The sequence below is a fragment of the Bradyrhizobium sp. 159 genome, from assembly GCF_023073795.1.
In the GTDB taxonomy this organism is placed as follows: Bacteria; Pseudomonadota; Alphaproteobacteria; order Rhizobiales; family Xanthobacteraceae; genus Bradyrhizobium.
The window spans coordinates 1-19,878 of record NZ_JADPKE010000096.1; the positions used below are offsets into that span (position 1 = coordinate 1).

The 19,878-nt window shown below is 63.4% G+C and carries 22 protein-coding genes and 1 pseudogene; 15 read left to right on the forward strand and 8 right to left on the reverse strand.

The window, feature by feature from the left end; genetic code table 11:
* Positions 1 to 534: 534 nt before the first annotated feature.
* The 6 genes from IVA96_RS29820 to IVA96_RS29845 form a co-directional block, all read right to left on the reverse strand.
* Positions 535 to 822 (reverse strand): GIY-YIG nuclease family protein, encoded by a 288-nt coding sequence (locus tag IVA96_RS29820; protein WP_247420887.1) that lies wholly within the window; start codon positions 820 to 822, stop codon positions 535 to 537.
* 218 nt (positions 823 to 1,040) lie between these two features.
* Positions 1,041 to 2,210, reverse strand: coding sequence for a mandelate racemase/muconate lactonizing enzyme family protein (tarD, locus tag IVA96_RS29825; RefSeq protein ID WP_247420888.1), 1,170 nt, complete (start codon positions 2,208 to 2,210; stop codon positions 1,041 to 1,043).
* Positions 2,211 to 2,353: 143 nt separating this feature from the next.
* Entirely contained in the window at positions 2,354 to 2,596 is a 243-nt protein-coding gene (locus tag IVA96_RS29830) for a DUF3297 family protein (protein ID WP_212431912.1), read from the reverse strand.
* 11 nt (positions 2,597 to 2,607) lie between these two features.
* A complete protein-coding gene (locus tag IVA96_RS29835; protein ID WP_247278365.1) occupies positions 2,608 to 3,084 on the reverse strand; it encodes a glutathione peroxidase in 477 nt (158 codons plus the stop codon).
* 2 nt (positions 3,085 to 3,086) lie between these two features.
* Entirely contained in the window at positions 3,087 to 4,487 is a 1,401-nt protein-coding gene (locus IVA96_RS29840) for an amidase family protein (protein WP_247420889.1), read from the reverse strand.
* 124 nt (positions 4,488 to 4,611) lie between these two features.
* A complete protein-coding gene (locus IVA96_RS29845) occupies positions 4,612 to 4,869 on the reverse strand; it encodes a hypothetical protein (RefSeq protein ID WP_028177529.1) in 258 nt (85 codons plus the stop codon).
* 247 nt (positions 4,870 to 5,116) lie between these two features.
* On the opposite strand from IVA96_RS29845, the gene pqqA reads away from it, so the two are divergent.
* The 10 genes from pqqA to IVA96_RS29895 all read left to right on the forward strand — a co-directional run bounded on the left by pqqA (position 5,117) and on the right by IVA96_RS29895 (position 15,123).
* Positions 5,117 to 5,197 carry a pyrroloquinoline quinone precursor peptide PqqA gene (gene pqqA, locus IVA96_RS29850; protein WP_007595659.1) on the forward strand — a complete coding sequence of 27 codons (81 nt, stop codon included), beginning with the start codon at positions 5,117 to 5,119 and terminating at the stop codon, positions 5,195 to 5,197.
* Positions 5,198 to 5,326: 129 nt separating this feature from the next.
* Positions 5,327 to 6,256 carry a pyrroloquinoline quinone biosynthesis protein PqqB gene (gene pqqB / locus IVA96_RS29855; protein WP_247420891.1) on the forward strand — a complete coding sequence of 310 codons (930 nt, stop codon included), beginning with the start codon at positions 5,327 to 5,329 and terminating at the stop codon, positions 6,254 to 6,256.
* Positions 6,253 to 7,032 carry a pyrroloquinoline-quinone synthase PqqC gene (gene pqqC, locus IVA96_RS29860; RefSeq protein WP_247420894.1) on the forward strand — a complete coding sequence of 260 codons (780 nt, stop codon included), beginning with the start codon at positions 6,253 to 6,255 and terminating at the stop codon, positions 7,030 to 7,032. The genes pqqB and pqqC overlap by 4 nt, the downstream gene beginning before the upstream one ends.
* Positions 7,033 to 7,044: 12 nt before the next feature.
* Complete coding sequence (gene pqqD / locus IVA96_RS29865; RefSeq protein ID WP_247278361.1) at positions 7,045 to 7,356, forward strand: pyrroloquinoline quinone biosynthesis peptide chaperone PqqD; 312 nt, start codon at positions 7,045 to 7,047, stop codon at positions 7,354 to 7,356.
* The gene (pqqE, locus tag IVA96_RS29870; protein WP_247420897.1) at positions 7,353 to 8,552 is read left to right on the forward strand and encodes a pyrroloquinoline quinone biosynthesis protein PqqE; all 1,200 of its coding nucleotides are present in this window, start codon (positions 7,353 to 7,355) and stop codon (positions 8,550 to 8,552) included. The genes pqqD and pqqE overlap by 4 nt, the downstream gene beginning before the upstream one ends.
* The gene (gene pip / locus IVA96_RS29875) at positions 8,542 to 9,528 is read left to right on the forward strand and encodes a prolyl aminopeptidase (protein ID WP_247420900.1); all 987 of its coding nucleotides are present in this window, start codon (positions 8,542 to 8,544) and stop codon (positions 9,526 to 9,528) included. The genes pqqE and pip overlap by 11 nt, the downstream gene beginning before the upstream one ends.
* Positions 9,529 to 9,541: 13 nt before the next feature.
* A complete protein-coding gene (locus IVA96_RS29880; protein ID WP_247420902.1) occupies positions 9,542 to 10,219 on the forward strand; it encodes a DUF4286 family protein in 678 nt (225 codons plus the stop codon).
* Between the two features lie 235 nt (positions 10,220 to 10,454).
* Complete coding sequence (locus IVA96_RS29885) at positions 10,455 to 12,254, forward strand: FAD-dependent oxidoreductase (protein WP_247420905.1); 1,800 nt, start codon at positions 10,455 to 10,457, stop codon at positions 12,252 to 12,254.
* Positions 12,224 to 14,071, forward strand: coding sequence for a 2-oxoacid:acceptor oxidoreductase subunit alpha (locus tag IVA96_RS29890; protein ID WP_247420908.1), 1,848 nt, complete (start codon positions 12,224 to 12,226; stop codon positions 14,069 to 14,071). Before IVA96_RS29885 ends, IVA96_RS29890 begins: the two co-directional genes overlap by 31 nt.
* Complete coding sequence (locus IVA96_RS29895; protein WP_247420911.1) at positions 14,068 to 15,123, forward strand: 2-oxoacid:ferredoxin oxidoreductase subunit beta; 1,056 nt, start codon at positions 14,068 to 14,070, stop codon at positions 15,121 to 15,123. The genes IVA96_RS29890 and IVA96_RS29895 overlap by 4 nt, the downstream gene beginning before the upstream one ends.
* Here IVA96_RS29895 and IVA96_RS29900 read toward each other — a convergent pair whose 3' ends face one another.
* Together IVA96_RS29900 and IVA96_RS29905 are read right to left on the reverse strand one after the other, a co-directional pair.
* Positions 15,124 to 15,573 carry a DUF4399 domain-containing protein gene (locus tag IVA96_RS29900; RefSeq protein WP_247420913.1) on the reverse strand — a complete coding sequence of 150 codons (450 nt, stop codon included), beginning with the start codon at positions 15,571 to 15,573 and terminating at the stop codon, positions 15,124 to 15,126. It lies immediately after the preceding gene.
* Positions 15,574 to 15,590: 17 nt separating this feature from the next.
* On the reverse strand, positions 15,591 to 17,108 hold the full coding sequence (locus IVA96_RS29905) for an SUMF1/EgtB/PvdO family nonheme iron enzyme (RefSeq protein ID WP_247421099.1): 1,518 nt from the start codon (positions 17,106 to 17,108) through the stop codon (positions 15,591 to 15,593).
* 326 nt (positions 17,109 to 17,434) lie between these two features.
* Here IVA96_RS29905 and IVA96_RS29910 point away from each other — a divergent pair.
* From IVA96_RS29910 to IVA96_RS29930, 5 genes and pseudogenes are all read left to right on the forward strand, one after another.
* A pseudogene (locus IVA96_RS29910) lies at positions 17,435 to 18,008 on the forward strand (hypothetical protein).
* Positions 18,009 to 18,316: 308 nt separating this feature from the next.
* Entirely contained in the window at positions 18,317 to 18,640 is a 324-nt protein-coding gene (locus IVA96_RS29915; RefSeq protein ID WP_247420916.1) for a metalloregulator ArsR/SmtB family transcription factor, read from the forward strand.
* Positions 18,637 to 19,068, forward strand: coding sequence for an SRPBCC domain-containing protein (locus IVA96_RS29920; RefSeq protein WP_247278351.1), 432 nt, complete (start codon positions 18,637 to 18,639; stop codon positions 19,066 to 19,068). Before IVA96_RS29915 ends, IVA96_RS29920 begins: the two co-directional genes overlap by 4 nt.
* A gap of 45 nt (positions 19,069 to 19,113) precedes the next feature.
* The gene (locus IVA96_RS29925) at positions 19,114 to 19,317 is read left to right on the forward strand and encodes a hypothetical protein (protein ID WP_247278350.1); all 204 of its coding nucleotides are present in this window, start codon (positions 19,114 to 19,116) and stop codon (positions 19,315 to 19,317) included.
* A 13-nt stretch (positions 19,318 to 19,330) separates the two neighbouring features.
* A complete protein-coding gene (locus IVA96_RS29930; protein ID WP_247421100.1) occupies positions 19,331 to 19,774 on the forward strand; it encodes a DUF1801 domain-containing protein in 444 nt (147 codons plus the stop codon).
* The last annotated feature ends 104 nt before the right edge of the window (positions 19,775 to 19,878 follow it).

A 19,878-nucleotide genomic window follows, 5' to 3' on the forward strand; every position in this document is an offset into this window, starting at 1 on the left:
CTCGACCACTTCGCCAACGAACTGTTCGACTATCTCGTATACTACAACAACCACAGACCCCATCAGGCCTTGGCAGGACAAACTCCCAAGGCCTTCGCCACTACCAAGACCACCGCGATCCAATCAGCGAATTATTGAACATCGACAGCAATGACGGAGTGCGTTGCAGCAGCTCGCCTGTCCCAACCTGCCGTTCGGGCCGGACCACGGCGCCCGCGTGGCTCTCGCTCTCTCCACTGTCATTGCGAGGAGCCCTTGCGACGAAGCAATCCAGACTCCCTCCGCAGAGAGACTCTAGATTGCCTCGCTTCGCTCGCAATGACGGAGGGCCTTGCAGCAACTCGCCTATCCCGACCTGCCGTTCGCGGAGGACCAAGGCGTCCGCGTGGCTCTCGCTCTCTCCACTGTCATTGCGAGGAGCCCTTGCGACGAAGCAATCCAGACCGCTGCCGCGGAACGATTCTGGATTGCTTCGCTGGCGCTCGCAATGACAGGGTGCGTGGCGACTGTCTCGCCCAGCCGCCCCCCCTGCGGTCAGATCAGCGTCTCGTACAAATCCATCCAGTCTGGATTAGCGCTCTCGATCAGCGCGAGCTTCTTGGCCCGGCTACCGCCCTTGATCTGCTTCTCGCGTGCTATCGCGTCGGTCATCGTCGCGTGCAGCTCGTACCAGACGAGGAGCTTGCAACCGTACTTTGACGAGAACCCCTTCACCAGACCCTCGCGATGCTCGAACGCACGAAGCGGCGGATTCGAGGTGACGCCCGTGTAGATCGTCCCGTTGCGGCGACTGGCTAACATGTAGACGCAGGGCTGCTTCATGACCACCCTCTTTTGCGAGAGAAGGCTATCACAACCAAGAGGCGATTGCGAGCACAGGCTGCGAGTGGCGCGACAAAGCGCACGCTATCACCACCTCGTCATTGCAAGGAGCGAACCGACGAAGCAATTCAGACTGCTTCCGCCGAAGGATTCTGGATTGCTTCGCTGCGCTCGCAACGACGGAGATTGTAGCGCGGCCGTCGCGCCTCAACCCAACACTACCCCGCCAGCGCCTTCATCTCCTTGTAGAGGTCCGACTTGCCTTCGAAGCCGATGCCGAGGAGGTCGGGCATGGTGATGTGGCCGTTCTCGACGCGGACGCCGTCCGGGAAACCGCCGTAAGGCTGGAACAGGTCGGGGTAGCTTTCGTTGCCGCCGAGGCCCAAGCCGGCCGCGATGTTGAGCGACATCTGGTGGCCGCCATGCGGGATACAGCGGCTGGGGGACCAGCCGTAGGTCTTCAGCACCTCCAACGTGCGCTGGTATTCGCACAGGCCATAGGACAGCGCGCAGTCGAATTGCAGCCAGTCGCGGTCGGGGCGCATGCCGCCGTAACGGATCAGGTTGCGGGCGTCCTGATGGCTGAACAGGTTTTCGCCGGTCGCCATCGGGCCCGGGTAGAACTCGGCGAGCGCGGCTTGCAGCGCGTAGTCGAGGGGATCGCCGACTTCCTCGTACCAGAACAAGGGATAATCGCGCAGCATTTTTGCGTAGGCGATGCCGGTCTCGAGGTTGAAGCGGCCGTTGGCGTCGACGGCGAGCTGCGCGTCCTTGCCGATCTCCTTCAGCACCGCCTCGATGCGGCTGCGGTCCTCGTCGATCGCCGCGCCGCCGATCTTCATCTTCACGACGTTGTAGCCGCGATCGAGATAGCCGCGCATCTCGCCACGCAGCATCGAGAGATCCTTGCCGGGATAATAATAGCCGCCCGCGGCATAGACGAAGACGCGCGGATTGGCGGTCACGCCGTGACGCTCGGCAAGCAGGCGAAACAGCGGCTTGCCGGCGATCTTCGCCACCGCGTCCCACACCGCCATGTCGATGGTGCCGACCGCGACCGAGCGCTCGCCATGGCCGCCCGGCTTCTCGTTGGTCATCATCGCGGCCCAGACCTTATCGGGGTCGAGATTGTCGCCCGCGGCATCGAGCAGCGACTTCGGATCGGCTTCGAGAATGCGCGAGGCAAAGCGCTCGCGGATCAGGCCGCCCTGCCCGTAGCGGCCGTTGGAGTTGAAGCCGTAGCCGACGACGCGTTTTCCCTCGCGCACGACGTCGGTGACGACGGCAACCAAGCTCGTCGTCATCTTGGTAAAATCGATATAGGCATTGCGGATCGGCGAGGAGATCGGCTTTGTGATCTCGCGGACGTCGACGATGCGGACGGACATGGGGGTCTTCCTGGCTGGATCTCTCCGCTCGTCATGGCCGGGCTTGACCCGGCCATCCACGTCTTTGCCACGGAGCAGTTCGAAAATGTGGATGCCCGGGTCAAGCCCGGGCATGACGACAGAGTATGGGGCGAACGGCGTGCTTACTTCTTATCCCGGAAATACGGCTCCACCGGCCCATGCACCTTGATGGTCAGCGGGTTGCCATAGCGATCCTTGGCGTTGCCGGCGGCGACGCGGACCCAGCCTTCGCTGATGCAGTATTCCTCGACGTTGGTCTTCTCGATGCCCTTGAAGCGGATGCCGACGTCGCGCGCCAGGATGTCCGCGTTGTAATAGGGGCTGTTCGGATCGACCGACAGGCGGTCTGGAAATTCGTCGCTCATGATTGTCTCGCTCACAACAGTGTTTCGATTTGATTCCGCAATCCTTCGGGCCGCGCGGTCGGCGCGTATCGCGCGACCACCTTGCCGGCACGGTCCACCAGGAATTTGGTGAAATTCCATTTGATGGAGGCGCCGAGAAGTCCCGATTGCTGCCGTTTCAGGTACTCATACAGAGGGTGCGCATTGGCGCCGTTGACGTCGATCTTCTCAAATAGCGGGAAGGTGACATCGTAGTGGGTCGAACAGAATTCCTGGATCTCGCTCGCCTGTCCCGGCTCCTGCGCGCCGAACTGGTTACAGGGAAAGCCGAGCACCGAAAAGCCGCGCGGCGACAGATCGCGATAGAGATCCTCCAGACCGCGATATTGCGGCGTGAAGCCGCATTTGCTCGCGGTGTTGACGATCAAGAGCACCTGCCCCTCGAAGCGGCGCATCGGCACCTCCTCGCCGGCAAGCGAGTTGGCCTTGAAGTCATAGATGGCAGTCATCGCTAGCCCACGGGATCGATCGGCGACGGCGGCACGCCGCCGGCCTCGATCGCCTCGCCCGCGAGCAGGCACAGATCCTCGCGATAGCGGCCGGAGACGATGTGCACGCCGACCGGCGCCTTGCCGACGAGACCGGTGGAGACCACGAGGCCTGGCAGGCCCATGAAGGGAATCGCGATCTGTGGCAGCTGCGCTTCCCAGACGCGCTTGAAGGATTCATCGCCCTTGCGGTCGAGATGATCGGGGAACGGCAGCTCGCCAGAGACCGGCGTCAGCAGCACCGCATATTGTTCGAAGAACAGCATCCATTCGCGGGTCAACGTGGCTCTTCGGGTCAGCGCCTTCGCGTAATTCGCCTGGTCCATTGGTGTGACCCTGCTGCGGTTGCTGCGCAGGCACGCCAGCGCGCCGGGATCGCCCTCGCGCTCGGCCATCTCAAGCTGCGCCTCATAGCCATCGCCGAGCCAGAGCTTGATCTGCCACTCGACCGCTTCGCGCATCGGCGGCGTGTCCTCGATGATGTCGACGGTCCAGCCCGCGCGCTCCAGTCGCTTGCCGGCATCGCTCACCGCGGCCTTCACCTCCGGCGCGGTAGCAAGGCCGCCCGGATTGAGGCAGAGCGCGGCGCGCTTCGGCCTGGCCGGGCCTTCTAGCGGCACCGGCACGAACCAGGGATCACGGACGTCGCGGGCCGACATCGCGGCGAGTGAAATTCGCAAGTCGTTGACGGTGCGCGCCAGGGGGCCGGACACGGCCATGATCTGCGGCCCGATCGGGCGCTCCGGCAGCGCCGGATTGAAAGCGGGAATGCGGCCGAGCGTCGGCCGCAGGCCGTGCACGCCGCAGGCATAGGCGGGATAGCGGATCGAGCCGGCAATGTCGGTGCCGTGGGCGATGTGGCCGATGCCGGCTGCAACCGCCGAGCCGGCGCCGCCGGAGGAGCCGCCTGGAGTCAGCGAGGCATCGCGGGGGTTCTTGGTGTCGCCATGGATCAGATTGGTGGTGAACCAGCGATAGGAGAAGGCGGGGCAATTGGTGCGGCCGAGCAGGATGGCGCCCGATTTCCGGAAATTGGCGACCACCGGATTGTCCTCGCGCGTGATCACGTCGCGCTGGAGCTTTAAGCCGTTGGTGGTGGCAAAGCCCTCCTGGTCGACATTGGCCTTGATGGTGACGGGCACACCGGCGAGAACACCGGGGTCCTCGCCCCGCGCAATGGCGGCATCGACCGCGTCAGCCTGCTTGATCACGTCGTCCGGGCGGTGGTCGATCACCGCATTGAGCGCGGGATTGACGGCGCCCAGGCGGGCGAGACCAGCTTGAGCTGCCTCCCTGGCGGACACCTTTTTGGACTTGACGAGAGTGGCGAGGTCGGCGGCCGACAGGCGCCAGAGATCTTGCATGACATGCTCCGTATGACCGAGGTCTTTTAGCGCCGAGAAGGCGGCAAAGCCATGCGGATTTCGCAGGGATGAAGGCCGGGTGCTAGTGCGGATTGGATTGGCCGACCGGGCTGCTCGCGAGCGTCTAATGCCGCGTCGCGGACTGGTCGGGTATGTCCAGCAGCGCCTCGGTGAAGGGAAACTCCAGCACGATTTCCCCGTCGTCGTCGGTCACCTCGATGACGGCCTCGAGCAGGGCCGGCTGGGCGCCCTCCGACTTCACCACCTCCAGGATCATTTGGCGCGCGACCTCCCAGGCGCGATCGGGATTGCGCAGATCCTCGCCGTCGGGATCCACGATCAACTCGTCGCCGATACGGGTGTTGAAGAAATATCTGGGCATTACCGAGTTCCAGTTCGGGTCGCCGGTACCGGATTGAAAGCTGCACTGCACTCACAACCGCTTTATCAGGACAGGGTTCGCGACCGAATGCGCCATGCGCAAGGCAGGTTCATCAGAAGTGACGTTCCCCGACATTTTTCGCGATGCAACATGGGCTTCTCGGGAAAATTTCACTGGCGAACTTTTGCGCCCGCATTACTTTACCAGCGGGCGGATACGTCCGATTTCGCGAAAATGGAGAGCCAAAATGGCCTGGAAAGCCCCGAAAATCGTCGAAGTGCCCTGTGGCATGGAAATCAACATGTATGTGAGCGCCACCCGCAAGTAAGCGGTAGGCGATTGCGTTCAGCGCAGGTGGATCTTTCGGTCACAATAGGTTGCCGGAAGACACGATGTGTGTCGGCGTTCGGTGTCGACCCGAGATCCACCTCGCAGCGTTCCCTCCAGGAGACGGATCATGCTTCGCGTCGTCGTCCTGGGCGCCGCAGCCGGCGGCGGAGTGCCGCAATGGAATTGCGGCTGCGAGGGCTGCCGAGCAGCCCGTGCCAGCGGCCATGAGTTTCAGCGAACCCAGGCGTCGGTCGCCTTCAGCGGCGACGGCGAGCACTGGTTCCTGATCAACGCCTCCCCCGACCTCCGCCAGCAATTGAACGCCACGCCGCAGCTGCACCCGAGGGCGGGCGCGCTGCGCCATACGCCGATTGCGGGCGTGATCCTCACCAACGGCGAAGTGGACGCGGTCGCAGGCCTGCTGTCGATGCGCGAGGGCTCGCCTTTCACGGTCTATGCGCATGAGAAGGTGTTGGCGATCCTGAAAGCCAACAGCATCTTCAACGTGCTGAACGAGAAGAACGTGAGGCGCCAATCGATCGGAATCGGCGAGCCGTTCGAGCCGCGGCTGCCTGACGGCGCGCGCTCGGGGATCGAGGTGCTGCCGTTTGCGGTATCAGGCAAATCGGCCTGGTATCTGGAAGGCAAGGCGCATCCCGGCGGGGCGACCGGCGACGGCGACACGCTGGGCCTCAAGGTCACGGACAAGACAACCGGCAAGTGCTTCTATTTCATCGCCGCCTGCGCCGAGGTGACCGACGCGCTCAAGGGCGAGATCGACGGCGCAGCGCTGGTGTTCTTCGACGGCACGGTATGGCGCGACGACGAGATGATCAGGGCCGGGCTCGGCCACAAGACCGGCAAGAGCATGGGCCATGTCGCGATGTCCGGCGACGACGGCGCGATCGCGCGGCTTGCCGATCTCGCTATCGACAGGAAGATATTTCTGCATATCAATAACTCGAACCCGGCACTGCTGCCCGCTTCACCCGAGCGGAAAGCCACTGAAGAGGCGGGCTGGCAAATACCCGCTGACGGAACGGAGATCGTGCTGTGAATGCCGCGTCACTGACAGGAATGACCGCGCTCTCGATCGGCAAGGACATCAAGCTCAACTCGGCCGAGGAGCTCGAGGCGACGCTGCGCCATATCGGGGCGACGCGCTATCACAGCCTGCATCCGTTCCATAAGCTCTTGCACGGCGGCAAGCTGAACAAGGGCCAGGTGCAGGCCTGGGCGCTGAACCGCTACTATTACCAGAGCACGATCCCGATCAAGGACGCGGTGGTGATCTCGCGCTTCCGCGACCGCGCCACACGGCTGGAATGGCGCCACCGCATCGAGGACCATGACGGCGATCTCGGTAGCGAGGGCGGCATCGAGCGCTGGCTGAAGCTGACCGAAGGCCTCGGGCTCGACACGACTTACGTGGAATCGACGGAAGGCATCTTGCCGGCGACGCGCTTTGCGGTCGAGGCCTATGTCCATTATTGCCGCGAGAAGAGCCCGCTGGAGGCGATCGCCTCCTCGCTCACCGAGCTGTTCGCGCCCAACCTGCACGAAGAGCGCATCTCCGGCATGCTGGAGCACTACGACTTCGTCAATCCCGATATCATGAGCTACTTCAAACGGCGCCTGGCGCAGGCGCCGCGCGACGCCGGCTTTGCGCTCGACTACGTCAAGGCGCACGCGAAGACGCCGGAGCAACGCGCGCAGGTCTGCAATGCGCTGATCTTCAAAACCAATGTGCTGTGGGTGCAGCTCGATGCACTCTATCATGCCTATGTCGAGGGCCACATTCCACCGGGCGCCTTCGTGCCCAAAGCGAGCTGAAGAGGAACTGTAATGGCCGGGCCGCGGAACATCAGCGTCAGCGAGGCAAGCCGCCCCGTGCTGCCGCGGCACGCCAAGCTCAAATATGACGAGACCCGAAAGGTCTGGGTAATCCTAGCACCGGAACGGGTGCTGGCGCCGGACGAGATCGCAGTCGAGGTCTTGCAGCTTTGCGACGGCCAGCGCAATGTCGGCGAGATCGCCGATCGGCTGGCGGCGAAATACGCCGCGCCGCGCGAGGCGATCCTCGCCGACGTCATCGTCATGCTCCAGGATCTCGCCGAGAAGGGCTTTCTCACTGAGGCCCGGGAGAAGACGCCATGAGCGATGTGCTCGGCATTCCTACCATCCCGCCAGACGCCAGCGACAGCCTCGCGGTGCTGGAGAAGCAGCGCTCGACGGCGGAGACGTTTGGCATTCCGCTCGCGGTGCTGCTCGAGATCACCCATCGCTGTCCGCTGCAATGCCCCTATTGTTCCAATCCGGTCGAGCTCGACCGCGCGGGCAAGGAGCTGACCACGGATGAGTGGAAGAAGGTGTTGAGCGAGCTCGCAGAGATCGGCGTGCTCCAGGTCCACTTCTCTGGCGGCGAGCCGACGGCGCGGAAGGACCTGGTCGAACTGGTCAAGCACGCGAGCGATGTCGGCCTCTACACCAACCTGATCACCTCGGCCGTGCTGCTGACGCGCGAGCGGCTGAGCGATCTCGCGAATGCCGGGCTCTGCCATGTACAGATCAGTTTTCAGGGCGTGGAGGAAGGCCTCGCCGATCGAGTCGCCGGCTACAGGAATGGCCACCGCAAGAAGCTGGAAGTGGCGAAGTGGACGCGTGAGCTCGATTTGCCGCTCACCGTGAACGCGGTCATGCACCGGCAGAACCTGCATCAGCTCCCCGACATCATTCAGATGGCGGTCGATCTCGATGCCGACCGGCTCGAGGTCGCCAACGTGCAATATTACGGCTGGGCGCTGAAGAATCGCGCCGCCTTGATGCCGACGGTGGCGCAGCTCGACGAGTGCACTGAAATCGTCGAGGAGGCGCGCGAGCGGCTCAAGGGCCGGCTTACGATCGACTACGTCGTTCCCGACTATTACGCGCTGCGGCCGAAGAAGTGCATGGGCGGCTGGGGCCGGCAGTTCTTCAACATCTCGCCCGCCGGCAAGGTGCTGCCGTGCCACGCCGCCGAGAGCATCACCGGGCTCGAGTTCGAATCCGTGCGTTCCAATCACTCGATCGCCTGGATCTGGCAGAACTCCGACGGCTTCAACCGCTATCGCGGCACCGGCTGGATGAAGGAGCCGTGCAAGAGTTGCGAATTCCGCGAGATCGATTTCGGCGGCTGCCGCTGCCAGGCCTTCGCGCTGACTGGCGATGCCGCCAACACCGACCCGGCCTGCGCGCTGTCGCCGCTGCACGAGACCATCTTCAAGCAGGCCGAGCGCGAGGCCGAGGGCGAGACCAACCGCTTCCTCTATCGCAACTTCGCCGGCGGCACTCTGGAATCCGAGAATGGGACCTGACGCCGACGCGGCCGCATCCGCCAGACGTGCCGATCCCTTTGCGCCGCTGACGTCCGACATGCTCGATGTCGGCGACGGTCACGAGCTCTATGTCGAGAGCGTCGGTCGCGCGGACGGCATTCCCGCGGTCTATCTGCATGGCGGACCCGGCAGCGGCTGCCAGCCCGATCATCGCCGCCTGTTCGATCCCGACCGCTTCTGCGCGGTATTGCACGACCAGCGCGGCTGCGGCCGCAGCCGGCCGAAGGGATCGCGCGAGCACAACACGACGGCGCACCTCATCGCCGACATCGAGAAAATCCGCGAGAAGTTCGGCTTCGACCGCTGGATCGTGGTCGGCGGCTCCTGGGGCGCGACGCTGGCGCTGGCGTATGCAGAGGCGCATCCCGAGCGCGTCTCTGGCATCGCGCTGCGCGCGACGTTCCTCGGCACGCGGGCGGAGGTCGAAGCGGCGTTCACGTCGCGCCTGTCGCAGTTCCATCCTGCGCTCTACGAGGATTTTCTTGGCGTGCTGCCGCTCGAAGAGCGCGCGCGGCCAGTGGAGGCCTATTGGCGCCGCATCCTCGATGCTGATCCCGCCGTGCACGGTCCGGCCGCGCGGGCCTGGCACGACACCGAGCGCACCTTGTCCGAGCACAAGCCCGCAAAGACGCGGCTCGATCTCGCATCGCTGAACGTGTGGCGCACGCTGCCCGCGACCCCATTCATGGAGGCGCATTATTTCGTCAGCGACAGCTTCATGACCGAGAGCCAGCTGTTGCGCAATGCGGGGCGGCTCAAAGGCATCCTTGGCATAATCGTCCAGGGCCGCTACGATCTGTTGTGCCCGCCCGAGACGTCGCAGGCGCTCGCGAAAGTTTGGCCGGGTTCCGAGCTTCGCATCGTGGAAGAAGCCGGCCATTCGCTCTATGATGCCGGCGTGAGAGACGCGGTCATGAAGTCGATCGCAGACCTCGCCTCGAAGACCGCGCGATAACAGGATAAGAAAAATGCCGCTCGCCGGGAAAGGCATGCTGCTGACCTCGATGAACATCGAGGCGGCCGACGAGGCCGATTTCAACCGCTGGTACGATCGCGAGCATCTGGAAGAGCGCGTCGCGATCGACGGATTCCTCGAGGCGCGGCGCTATGTCGCGCATGCCGCCAATCCCAAATATCTCTGCCTGTATTCGACCGCCACGCTCGACGTGCTCGACAGCCCGGCCTACCGCGCGCGGCTTGCGAGCCCGACCGACTGGTCGCGGCAGAGCATGGCGCGTTTCAAGGACATGCTTCGCGTCGTCGCGCGCATCACCATCAGCAACGGCACCGGACGCGGCGCCGCGCTCGGCGTGGTGCGGCTGCGGCCAAGGCCCGACAACGCAGCGCCATGGCGTGATGCACTGCAAGGCAAGCTGGCGCCGGACACGTGCGACGGCATCGTCTCCATGCACCTCCTGGAGAGCGAGCCCGAATTGTCGGGTGCAACGGCGGAAATTCCAGCGATACGCCATGAAGGCGCGCGCGACTGGTTCGTGCTGATCGACGGCACCCATGTCGGCGCGGTCTCGGCCGTGATCGCCGAGCGCTTCACCGACCCCGCGGCGGCGCCCTTTCCGCTTCCAATCTCCGTCGGCACCTATTGCCTGATGTGGGACCTCGCGAAGAGTGACCTTGCGCGCAACTAGCGCTCACACGCATCGCAACATGTTGCACCGCACGCACCTCGCGCGCGGCGTTGATGCTGTGCGCGCGTGGCTCCTATGAAAGGCGGTGATCGCGCAAATTTGCCGTTGTACTTCGGAGCCGTTCTAATAAGCTAACCCAATGATGCCATTCAGAAACCAGATCGAGACGCAATAAGCGTCCGCCAAGCTCAAGAAAAGGCCGCGGGGTCTTTGAGCCTGCGCGGACAGGGTAGGAATGAAACCGACCGATATCGCGGCCCCCGACTACTTTCACAAAGTGGTCGATTGCCAATGGGCCTGTCCTGCGCACACCCCGGTTCCCGAATACATCCGACTGATCGCACAAGGCCGCTACAGCGACGCCTACATGATCAATTGGAAATCGAACGTGTTTCCCGGAATTCTGGGACGCACCTGTGATCGTCCATGCGAACCGGCGTGCCGCCGCGGACGCGTCGAGGAGAATCCGGTCGCGATCTGCCGCCTCAAGCGCGTCGCCGCCGACTTCAAGGACGACATCAAGCAGCGCCTGCCGCGACCCGCGCCGAAGAACGGCAAGCGCGTTGCGCTGGTCGGCGGCGGTCCCGCCTCGCTGACGGTGGCGCGCGATCTTGCGCCGCTCGGCTATCACTGCACTGTGTTCGATGCCGATCCGGAAGCGGGCGGCATGATGCGCACGCAGATCCCGAAATTCCGCCTGCCCAATTCCGTGATCGACGAGGAGACCGGCTACATCCTGGGTCTCGGCGTCGAGTTTAGAGGCGGCCATCGCATCGATAGCATGAAGGCGCTGCTTGCGGAGAAATATGACGCGATCTTCGTCGGCTCCGGCGCGCCGCGCGGCCGCGAGCTCGACATTCCCGGCCGGAAAGAGGCAGCCGCCAACATCCATATCGGCATCGAGTGGTTGGCCTCGGTGTCGTTCGGTCATACCGACAAGGTCGGCAAGCGCGTGATCGTGCTCGGCGGCGGCAACACCGCGATGGATTGCTGTCGCACCGCTCGCCGCCTCGGCGGCGAAGACGTCAAGGTCGTCGTGCGCTCCGGCTTCGAGGAAATGAAGGCCTCGCCCTGGGAGAAGGAGGACGCGCTCCACGAGGACATTCCGATCCTCAACTTCCTCGTTCCCGTCGCTTTCATCCACGACAATGGCAAGCTCACTGGCATCACCTTTCAGAAAGTGAAGGCCGAATACGACGCCAAAGGCCGCCGCAACCTCGTTCCATCAGGTGAGCCCGGCCAGACCTTCGAATGCGACGACGTCTTGGTCGCGGTCGGCCAGGAGAACGCCTTTCCGTGGATCGAGCAGGATTGCGGCATCGAGTTCGACAAATGGCACATGCCCAAGGTCGATCCGAAGACCTTCGTCTCGACCAATCCAAAAGTCTTCTTCGGCGGCGATGCGGCGTTCGGCCCGAAGAACATCATCTGGGCGGTCGCGCACGGCCATGATGCCGCGCTGTCGATCCACAAGATGCTCTCGGGCGAGGCTATCGAAGATCGCCCGCTGCCGGAGGTGCACGTCTCCTCGCAGAAGATGGGCATCCACGAATGGAGCTATGACAACGACATCTCCATCGACAAGCGCTTCAAGGTGCCGCATCGCGACAAGGTCGTCGCGCTGAAGGACATCCGTGCCGAGGTCGAGCTCGGCTACGACGTCAAGCTCGCGCTCGGCGAGGCGCATCGCTGCCTGAACTGCGACGTACAGACCGTGTTCTCGACCTCGCTCTGCATCGAATGCGATGCCTGCGCCGACATCTGCCCGATGGATTGCATCACCTTCACTTATAACGGCGAGGAAAGCGACCTGCGCCAGCGCCTGAAGGCGCCCGCGCCGCATCCGGACCAGGACCTCTACGTCTCCTCGGATCTTAAGACCGGGCGCGTAATGGTTAAGGACGAGGATGTCTGCCTGCATTGCGGGCTGTGCGCGGAGCGTTGTCCCACCGGCGCCTGGGACATGCAGAAATATTTCATCGAGATGACCCACGCAGGTTCAGCATGCCCGACAAAAAGCCGATCAGCAGCGTAAACGACTTCGTCGTCCGCTTTGCCAACGTCAACGGCTCGGGCTCAGCCAGCGCCAACGAGATGTTCGCGCGCGCGATCCTGCGCCACGGCGTTCCGGTCTCCCCACGCAACATCTTCCCCTCCAACATCCAGGGCCTGCCGACCTGGTACGAGGTGCGGGTGACGGAAGACGGCCATCTCGGCGCCCGCGGCGGTGTCGACATGATGGTGGCGATGAACCCGCAGACCTGGGACAAGGACGTCGCGGGCATCGAGCCCGGCGGCTATCTGTTCTACGATTCCACCAAGCCGATGCCGTCGACCAAATTCCGCGACGACATCACCGTGATCGGCGTGCCGCTCACCGCGATCACCAACTCGACCTACACCGATCCGCGCCAGCGCCAGCTGTTCAAGAACATCATCTATCTCGGCGCACTCAGCGCGCTGCTCGACATGGATCCGAAACTGATCGAGCAGCTGATCGGCGAGCAGTACAAGGGCAAGGAGAAGCTCTTGTCCTCCAACGTCCACGCGCTGCATCTCGGCCGCGACTGGGCACTCCAGAACCTGAAATGCCCGATCGGGCTGCGCGTGAAGAAATCGGACAAGGTCGGCGACCGCATCTTCATAGAGGGCAACAGCGCCGCCGCGCTCGGCGCCGTCTATGGTGGCGCCACGGTGTGCGCCTGGTATCCGATCACGCCGTCGTCGTCGGTGGCGGAGGCCTTCACCGTCCATTGCAAGAAGTACAGGCATGATCCTGAGACCGGCAAGGCGAAATACGCGATCGTGCAGGGCGAGGACGAGCTGGCTTCGATCGGTATCGTCATTGGCGCCTCCTGGAACGGCGCGCGCGCCTTCACCGCGACCTCCGGCCCCGGCATCTCCTTGATGACCGAGTTCATCGGCCTCTCATATTTCGCCGAGATTCCGGCCGTGATCATGAACATCCAGCGCGCCGGCCCCTCCACGGGCATGCCGACCCGGACCCAGCAATGCGACATCATCGCCTGTGCCTATGCTTCCCATGGCGACACCAAGCATGTGCTGCTATTCCCGGAAGATCCGGCGGAAGCGTTCGAGTTCGCGGCTGCCGCGTTCGACCTCGCCGAGCGGCTCCAGACCACGATTTTCCTGATGCTCGATCTCGACATCGGCATGAACCACCGCCTCTGCCGTCCGCTGAAGTGGGACGATTCAAGGCAATACGACCGCGGCAAGGTGATGACGGCGGAAATGCTGGAGGAAGGCCGCGATTTCGGCCGCTATCTCGACGTCGACGGCGACGGCATCCCCTACCGCACCTATCCCGGCACACATCCGACCAAGGGCTCCTACTTCACCCGCGGCACCTCGCGTGACCGTTACGCGCGCTATTCCGAGGAAGGCACGGTTTATGCCGACAACATGCAGCGCCTGGTCCGCAAGTTCGAGACCGCGCAAGACCTGGTCCCGCGGCCGCTGCAGGCCAATGCGGAACGGCCGACCAAATACGGCGTGATCTATTTCGGCTCGACCTCGCCGGCGATGGACGAAGCCATCGGGCTGTTGGAAGCGCGCGGGCATCAGCTCGACCGCCTGCGCATCCGCGCCTTCCCGTTCCACTCCAGCGTCGCCAGCTTCCTCGCCGAGCACGACTTCGTCTACGTGGTCGAGCAGAACCGCGACAGCCAGCTGCGCCAGCTCATCGTCAACGAGAACGGCATCGACCCGGTCCGGCTCGTGCCGATCGTGCATTACGACGGCACCCCGATCACCGCCCGCTTCATCGCAAAAGCCATTGGCGACCATCAGGATCACCTCAAGGTGACTCCGCTCCGCAAGGCCGTGTCATGACCTACATTGCTAAGCCGAAATTCCATCATCCCGGACTGAAGCAGAACGAGCTCGGCTACACCCGCCGCGATTACGAAGGCAAGATTTCGACACTGTGCGCCGGCTGCGGCCACGATTCGATCACCGCCTCGATTATCGAGGCCTGCTATGAGCTCTCGATCGAGCCGCACCGGGTCGCAAAAATCTCCGGCATCGGCTGCTCATCGAAGACGCCGGACTATTTCCTCGGCAACTCACACGGCTTCAACTCCGTGCACGGCCGCATGCCCAGCGTGCTGACCGGCGCCAATCTCGCCAACCGCGATTTGATCTATCTCGGCGTCTCCGGTGACGGCGATTCCGCCTCGATCGGCTTCGGCCAGTTCGCGCATTCGATCCGGCGCGGCGTCAACATGACCTATATCGTCGAGAACAACGGCGTCTATGGCCTGACCAAGGGCCAGTTCTCGGCGACGGCAGACCGTGGCTCGAAATCCAAGAAAGGCGTCACCAACACCGACAATGCCATCGACCTCGTCGCGATCGCGCTGCAACTCGGAGCCACCTTCGTCGCGCGCTCGTTCTCCGGCGACAAGAGCCAACTCGTGCCGCTGATCGCGGCCGCAATCCGGCACAAGGGCGCGTCCTTCATCGACGTCATCAGCCCCTGCATCGCCTTCAACAATCACGCCGGCTCGACCAAGAGCTTCGACTATGTCCGGGAGCACAACGACGCGGTGAACCGGCTCGACGTGCTGGTCGGCCGCGATCCGATCGCGGTGGACTATGCGCCGGGCACGGTGCAGCTGGTCGAGCAGCATGACGGTAGCAAGATCGCCCTGCGCAAGATCGATGCCGATTACGACCCGCACGACCGTCTCGGCGCGATGACATTCCTGCAGAAGCACGCCGCCAAGGGCCAGATCGTCACCGGCCTGCTCTATGTTGACCCCGACGCAGACGATCTGCACGAGCACCTCAACACCGTCGAGACGCCGCTCAACTCGCTGGAGGCGGATACGCTCTGCCCAGGCTCGGCAGTGCTGGACAAGATCAATGCCAGCCTGCGGTGATCATTTGCTCCGCGCCGAGACCGTCGGCCGGACGCGTATCGTGATCTTCTCCGACGCGACGGGGGGCTCGAACGGATAGTGCTTGGCGTCGCCGAGCACCAATTGGAGCGTGTGAGTCCCCGGTGGAAGGTCGAGCATGGTTTCGGTCTGCCCTGCACCGAAATGCAAGTGCGACTTATCCTGCGGGATCGGCTCCTTGGGATCGATGGGATCGTTGACGTCGACCAGCAGATGGTGATGACCGGCGTTCTGGTAGTCGTCGCCGGCATGCGTCACGCCCATGTTGCGCAAGCCGAACCGGACCCAGAATGCACCGCGAATCTTTTGCCCGTCGCGCGGCGTGATGAAGTACAGCTTTGCATCCTTCGGCGCGGTCTTGCCCTGCGCACAGGCTGCGCCCGGGAGCAATGCGATGGCCGCCGCCAGTGCGACACAGGAAATGATCTTCATCAAATTGACTCCTGCACTTACGGACTGAGTGCGACACGGAATCCATGCGTGGGGTAACGGACATTGGTGTCGTAACCATCGCGGTTTGACGGCCGCACATATCTTGAGTCGTTCTTCCAAGAGCCCGACCTCAGGACATGAGAGCTGCAATCTCCGCTGCTCCACGCCGAGCCGTCGCTCGGCGCGCCCTGATAGGTCCTGTGCCAGCAGTCCTCGACCCACTGATCGATGCCGCCGCCCATGTCATAGAGCCCGAATGGATTCGGCTTGAAGCTGCCGACCTTGGCCGGCTGCTCGGCCGCAAGATCACCGCAATCCTTGCACCCGGCCATGCCCGGCTGAAGCTTGTCGCCCCACCAATATTTCGTCTGCGTTCCGCCGCGCGCCGCATATTCCCATTCGGCTTCGCTCGGAAGCCGGTAGGGCTTCTTCGTCGCCTGCGCAAGCCACGTGACATATTGCTGCGCATCGGTCCAGCTCACATTGCTGACCGGGGCATCGTCCTTGCCGGTGGCCGTGAATCCGCACGCCTTGGCGGCGGCGCATTCGTTCCACTCCTGCACCGTCACCGGATATTTGCCGATCGAGAACGGCTTGACCGTGACCTGGTGGACAGGCCGTTCGGTCGGATCGTCATTGCTTCCCATCGCGAAGCTGCCGCCGCGAATGGCGATCATCCCGGGTTCGCGGGGCGGCGCCGCCGATGGGCTGGGTGCCGGTGACGGCGACGCAGCCAATGACGGAGATGGTTGCGGCGTCTGGGTCGCCGCCTCGCGCGGCAGCGGCTGGGGGATCGGTGATGCGGCCGGAGAAGCGGTTGGCGTGGCGGCCTGCTCGTCGATCCTGCCGGGCTGCGCCAAGAAATACCAGAGCACGCCTGTGGCGATCACCATGACGGTAATGCTCAGGAGGAACATCAGGACATTCTCGCGCCGGCCTCGCGTCCTGCCGACAGCATCTGCGTCCGGCAGCACGCGATAGACGCGCACCGGATCGGTGATGTTCTTGACCTTGCGGTCCCCAAGCGACTCATAGCCGCACACCACCTTGTGCTTGATCTGCTCGTAGATCGCGCCCGAAATATAGACCTGACCGGGCTCGGCAATGCCCTCTATGCGTGTGGCAATGTTGACGCCATCGCCGTAGACATCGTCCGGCTCTACGATCACGTCGCCGAGATTGACGCCAATTCGGTATTCGAGCCGCGAATGCTTCGGAAGCGAGGCGTTGCGGCCGAGGAGGTTTTGTTGAATGACAATGCTGCATCGAACGGCCTCAACAGGACTGTCGAAAATGGCGATGAAACCATCGCCCGTCGTCTTCACCAGACTTCCGTGGTGCTCGACGATGCTGGGCTGGATGATATCCCGCTCGATCCGCTTGACCCGGGCATGCGTTCCCTCCTCGTCAGCCTGCATCATGCGGCTGTAGGAGGCGATGTCACCGACAATGATCGCCGCGAGACGACGGGGCATGGGGCCGTGCGGGGGCGGCCCATCCTGATTTCCGGATCTGAAGTTGCGAATTTCGCCCATTGCGGGGGGACTCCACAAACTTACAAGGCAGCCCCAGCTTACGACAGCGAAGGCCGTCGTTCTGTGAACGCTACCACATTGACGAACCGAGACAATGTCGCAGCAATCGCCAGCATCGAGTTCCGAAGGACCGAAGCGCAACACCGCTTGAACCTTCTTGATCCCGCCGATGACTAAGGCCCGGCGCGAAAGCACAGGGCCGAGCCCGCGCCGCGGATGGTCGCGCGAGCGGCTTGCGCAGCTTGAACGCGATGCGCCTCGCCCTGCGTCTAACAGACAGCAGTTCTGTCCTGCTGCGGTCGAGTTGTCACGCGCTCGAGGGCCTCATGAAGCTCCCCATCGTTGCTACCCTGACTTTGGCTGCGCTGAGCAGCGTCGCCGGTGCCGACGAGGCCGATGACATCCGTGAGGCCAGCAAGGCCGAAGCCGAAACCTTCAATGCGCGCATGTATGCCGGCGCGCCCGGCAACAAGGCCTATGCCTGCTTCGTGCGGCGCTACGATACCGAGCACCTGGCGCGGCACCCGAAGCAGAAGGTCGTCGCGATGAAGCTGCTGATCTCCGCGGAGATCGAGGAGGACCAGGAGCTCCACAATTCCTTCCGCCTCGGCTTCAGGTACCGTCACCGCCCCGGCGATTTCGATTCCAGCGGTTCGTGTCGCCACGCCGTGTTCACCAAGAGCGGCAACGAGGTGCGCCTCGGCTGCGGCGAACAAGTCGGCAATCGTGCGGCTCGAACGGGTGCGGGTCTGGCAGAACAACAAGCCGGACCACGAGGCCGAACAATCGCTGGTGGCCAGCGCGGACGATAGGATTTTCCGCCTCGACCGTACCGACACGAGCGAGTGCGCCTCTCTCGCGACCGACCGCAAGGAACTCGCCGCATTGCGTCACGACTGAACTGATATGTCTCCGGCGAATTCGGTCAGTCGAGCGAGATCGCCGTGAACCGCCGCAACCTCTCGTGGAGCGCCGTCTCGGCGCTGGGCACGGCGCTTGAGCCCTCGCGTGCACAAGCCGCCACCGAAGCCAGCGCGGGCAGCAGGTTGAGGGCCTCACCCGACGCTTCGCGTCGACCTCTCCTGCAAGCAAGCGGCAGAGGTTAGAGGGAGCCCCGGTGCCGACTTCTCACTCATTCGCATCGCACTTGACGCATCCATAACTCTGGGGTTATGAGTCTATCATAACTTATGAGTTATGGATCTTCCATGTCCGCCGCTCACGACCTCCTATTCAGGACGCTCGCCGATCCGACGCGGCGGGCGATCTTCGAGCGGCTGTGCCGCGAGGGCGAGCAGACGGTCGGAGCACTGACCGCGCGGTCCGGCGTGTCACAGCCGGCGGTCTCGAAACATCTCGGCGCCTTGAAGCAGGCCGGGCTGGTGCGCGACCGCCACGAGGGACGCCAGACCCATTACAGCGCGCGTCCCGGCGCGCTCAATCCGCTGATCGACTGGACCAGCCAGATGGCCGGATTCTGGCAGAGGCGGCTCGACGCCCTCGACGATCTCCTGACGAGGATGGACCAATGAACGAAGCCTCAAGCGAAACGCGCTCCGTAGTGATCGAGCGCGAATTTGCCGCCCCGGCGGAGCGAATCTGGCGCGCGCTGACGCAGCCGCATCTGATCGAGGAATGGCTGATGAAGAACGACTTCAAGCCCGTCGTCGGCCACCGCTTCAATCTTCGCGGCGAATGGGGCGGCGTGCTGGATTGCGAGGTGCTCACTATCGAGCCGGAAAAGACGCTCGCCTACACCTGGAATTTCTCGCATCAGGATGCGGCGTTCGACCTGAAAAGCGTCGTCACCTTCACGCTGACGCCGACGGGCGCAGGCACTCATTTGCGTGTCGAGCAGGCGGGCTTCAGCCCGACGCAGAAGCAGGCTTATGGCGGCGCGCATGCCGGCTGGAAGCAGTTCTTTGCCAAGCTGGACGAGCTGCTGGCGCGGGCAGGCTAGCTCCGTCGGCGTCCATCCCGATCCATTTCAAAAAAGGAGGTCCCAATGAGCACGCATATCTGGATTCGACAGATTCATCGCTGGCTGTCGATGGCTTTCACGCTCGCCGTCATCGCGAACATCGTCGCCATGGCCATGCAGGTCCAGGCGCTCTGGATCGGCTTCCTGGCGCTCGTCCCGCTCATTCCGTTGCTTGCGACCGGGCTATATTTGTTCGCGCTGCCCTATGTCAGCCGCAGCAACGCCTGAACGAGGCGAGATGATGAAAAACGTTGGCAGCGCGACGAAGCACAGCACGACAGACTCGACTGAAGCTTCACCCTCCAAGCTGATCGATGGCAGGATCAAGGAGCTTGGCGACTGGCGCGGCGAGATGCTGGGGCGAATTCGCGAGCTGATCAAGGAGGCCGATCCTGATGTCGTCGAGGAGTGGAAGTGGCGCGGCGTTCCCGTGTGGGAGCACGACGGCATCATCTGCACCGGCGAGACCTACAAGGCTGTGGTCAAGATGACGTTCGCCAGGGGCGCGGCGCTGGAGGATCCGGCGGGCCTGTTCAATTCCAGCCTCGACGGAAACGTGCGGCGCGCGATCGATATTCGCGAGGGCGAGAAGCTCAACGAGAAAGCGTTGAAGGCACTGATCCGCGCGGCGGTAGAGCTGAATGCGAGCAAGGTGAAGAAGAGACCGGTGAAGCGGCCGGCTTAGAATACAACGGCCATGTTGGTCACTTGAGCAGCCGCGGGCTCGCTTCAACCTCTTCCGCTTGCGGGAGAGGTTGGCGCGTAGCGCCGGGTGAGGGCTCTCTCGTC

Coding starts and splice junctions, on each gene's coding strand:
- IVA96_RS29930 (WP_247421100.1), top strand. CDS start 19,331: ATGAAAAACGTTGGCAGCGCGACGAAGCACAGCACGACAGACTCGACT.
- IVA96_RS29885 (WP_247420905.1), top strand. CDS start 10,455: ATGAAACCGACCGATATCGCGGCCCCCGACTACTTTCACAAAGTGGTC.
- IVA96_RS29915 (WP_247420916.1), top strand. CDS start 18,317: ATGTCCGCCGCTCACGACCTCCTATTCAGGACGCTCGCCGATCCGACG.
- IVA96_RS29890 (WP_247420908.1), top strand. CDS start 12,224: ATGCCCGACAAAAAGCCGATCAGCAGCGTAAACGACTTCGTCGTCCGC.
- IVA96_RS29830 (WP_212431912.1), bottom strand. CDS start 2,596: ATGAGCGACGAATTTCCAGACCGCCTGTCGGTCGATCCGAACAGCCCC.
- IVA96_RS29900 (WP_247420913.1), bottom strand. CDS start 15,573: ATGAAGATCATTTCCTGTGTCGCACTGGCGGCGGCCATCGCATTGCTC.
- IVA96_RS29920 (WP_247278351.1), top strand. CDS start 18,637: ATGAACGAAGCCTCAAGCGAAACGCGCTCCGTAGTGATCGAGCGCGAA.
- IVA96_RS29845 (WP_028177529.1), bottom strand. CDS start 4,869: ATGCCCAGATATTTCTTCAACACCCGTATCGGCGACGAGTTGATCGTG.
- IVA96_RS29820 (WP_247420887.1), bottom strand. CDS start 822: ATGAAGCAGCCCTGCGTCTACATGTTAGCCAGTCGCCGCAACGGGACG.
- IVA96_RS29895 (WP_247420911.1), top strand. CDS start 14,068: ATGACCTACATTGCTAAGCCGAAATTCCATCATCCCGGACTGAAGCAG.
- pqqA (WP_007595659.1), top strand. CDS start 5,117: ATGGCCTGGAAAGCCCCGAAAATCGTCGAAGTGCCCTGTGGCATGGAA.
- pqqE (WP_247420897.1), top strand. CDS start 7,353: ATGAGCGATGTGCTCGGCATTCCTACCATCCCGCCAGACGCCAGCGAC.
- pip (WP_247420900.1), top strand. CDS start 8,542: ATGGGACCTGACGCCGACGCGGCCGCATCCGCCAGACGTGCCGATCCC.
- IVA96_RS29925 (WP_247278350.1), top strand. CDS start 19,114: ATGAGCACGCATATCTGGATTCGACAGATTCATCGCTGGCTGTCGATG.
- IVA96_RS29880 (WP_247420902.1), top strand. CDS start 9,542: ATGCCGCTCGCCGGGAAAGGCATGCTGCTGACCTCGATGAACATCGAG.
- pqqD (WP_247278361.1), top strand. CDS start 7,045: ATGGCCGGGCCGCGGAACATCAGCGTCAGCGAGGCAAGCCGCCCCGTG.
- IVA96_RS29905 (WP_247421099.1), bottom strand. CDS start 17,108: ATGGGCGAAATTCGCAACTTCAGATCCGGAAATCAGGATGGGCCGCCC.
- pqqB (WP_247420891.1), top strand. CDS start 5,327: ATGCTTCGCGTCGTCGTCCTGGGCGCCGCAGCCGGCGGCGGAGTGCCG.
- IVA96_RS29835 (WP_247278365.1), bottom strand. CDS start 3,084: ATGACTGCCATCTATGACTTCAAGGCCAACTCGCTTGCCGGCGAGGAG.
- IVA96_RS29840 (WP_247420889.1), bottom strand. CDS start 4,487: ATGCAAGATCTCTGGCGCCTGTCGGCCGCCGACCTCGCCACTCTCGTC.
- tarD (WP_247420888.1), bottom strand. CDS start 2,210: ATGTCCGTCCGCATCGTCGACGTCCGCGAGATCACAAAGCCGATCTCC.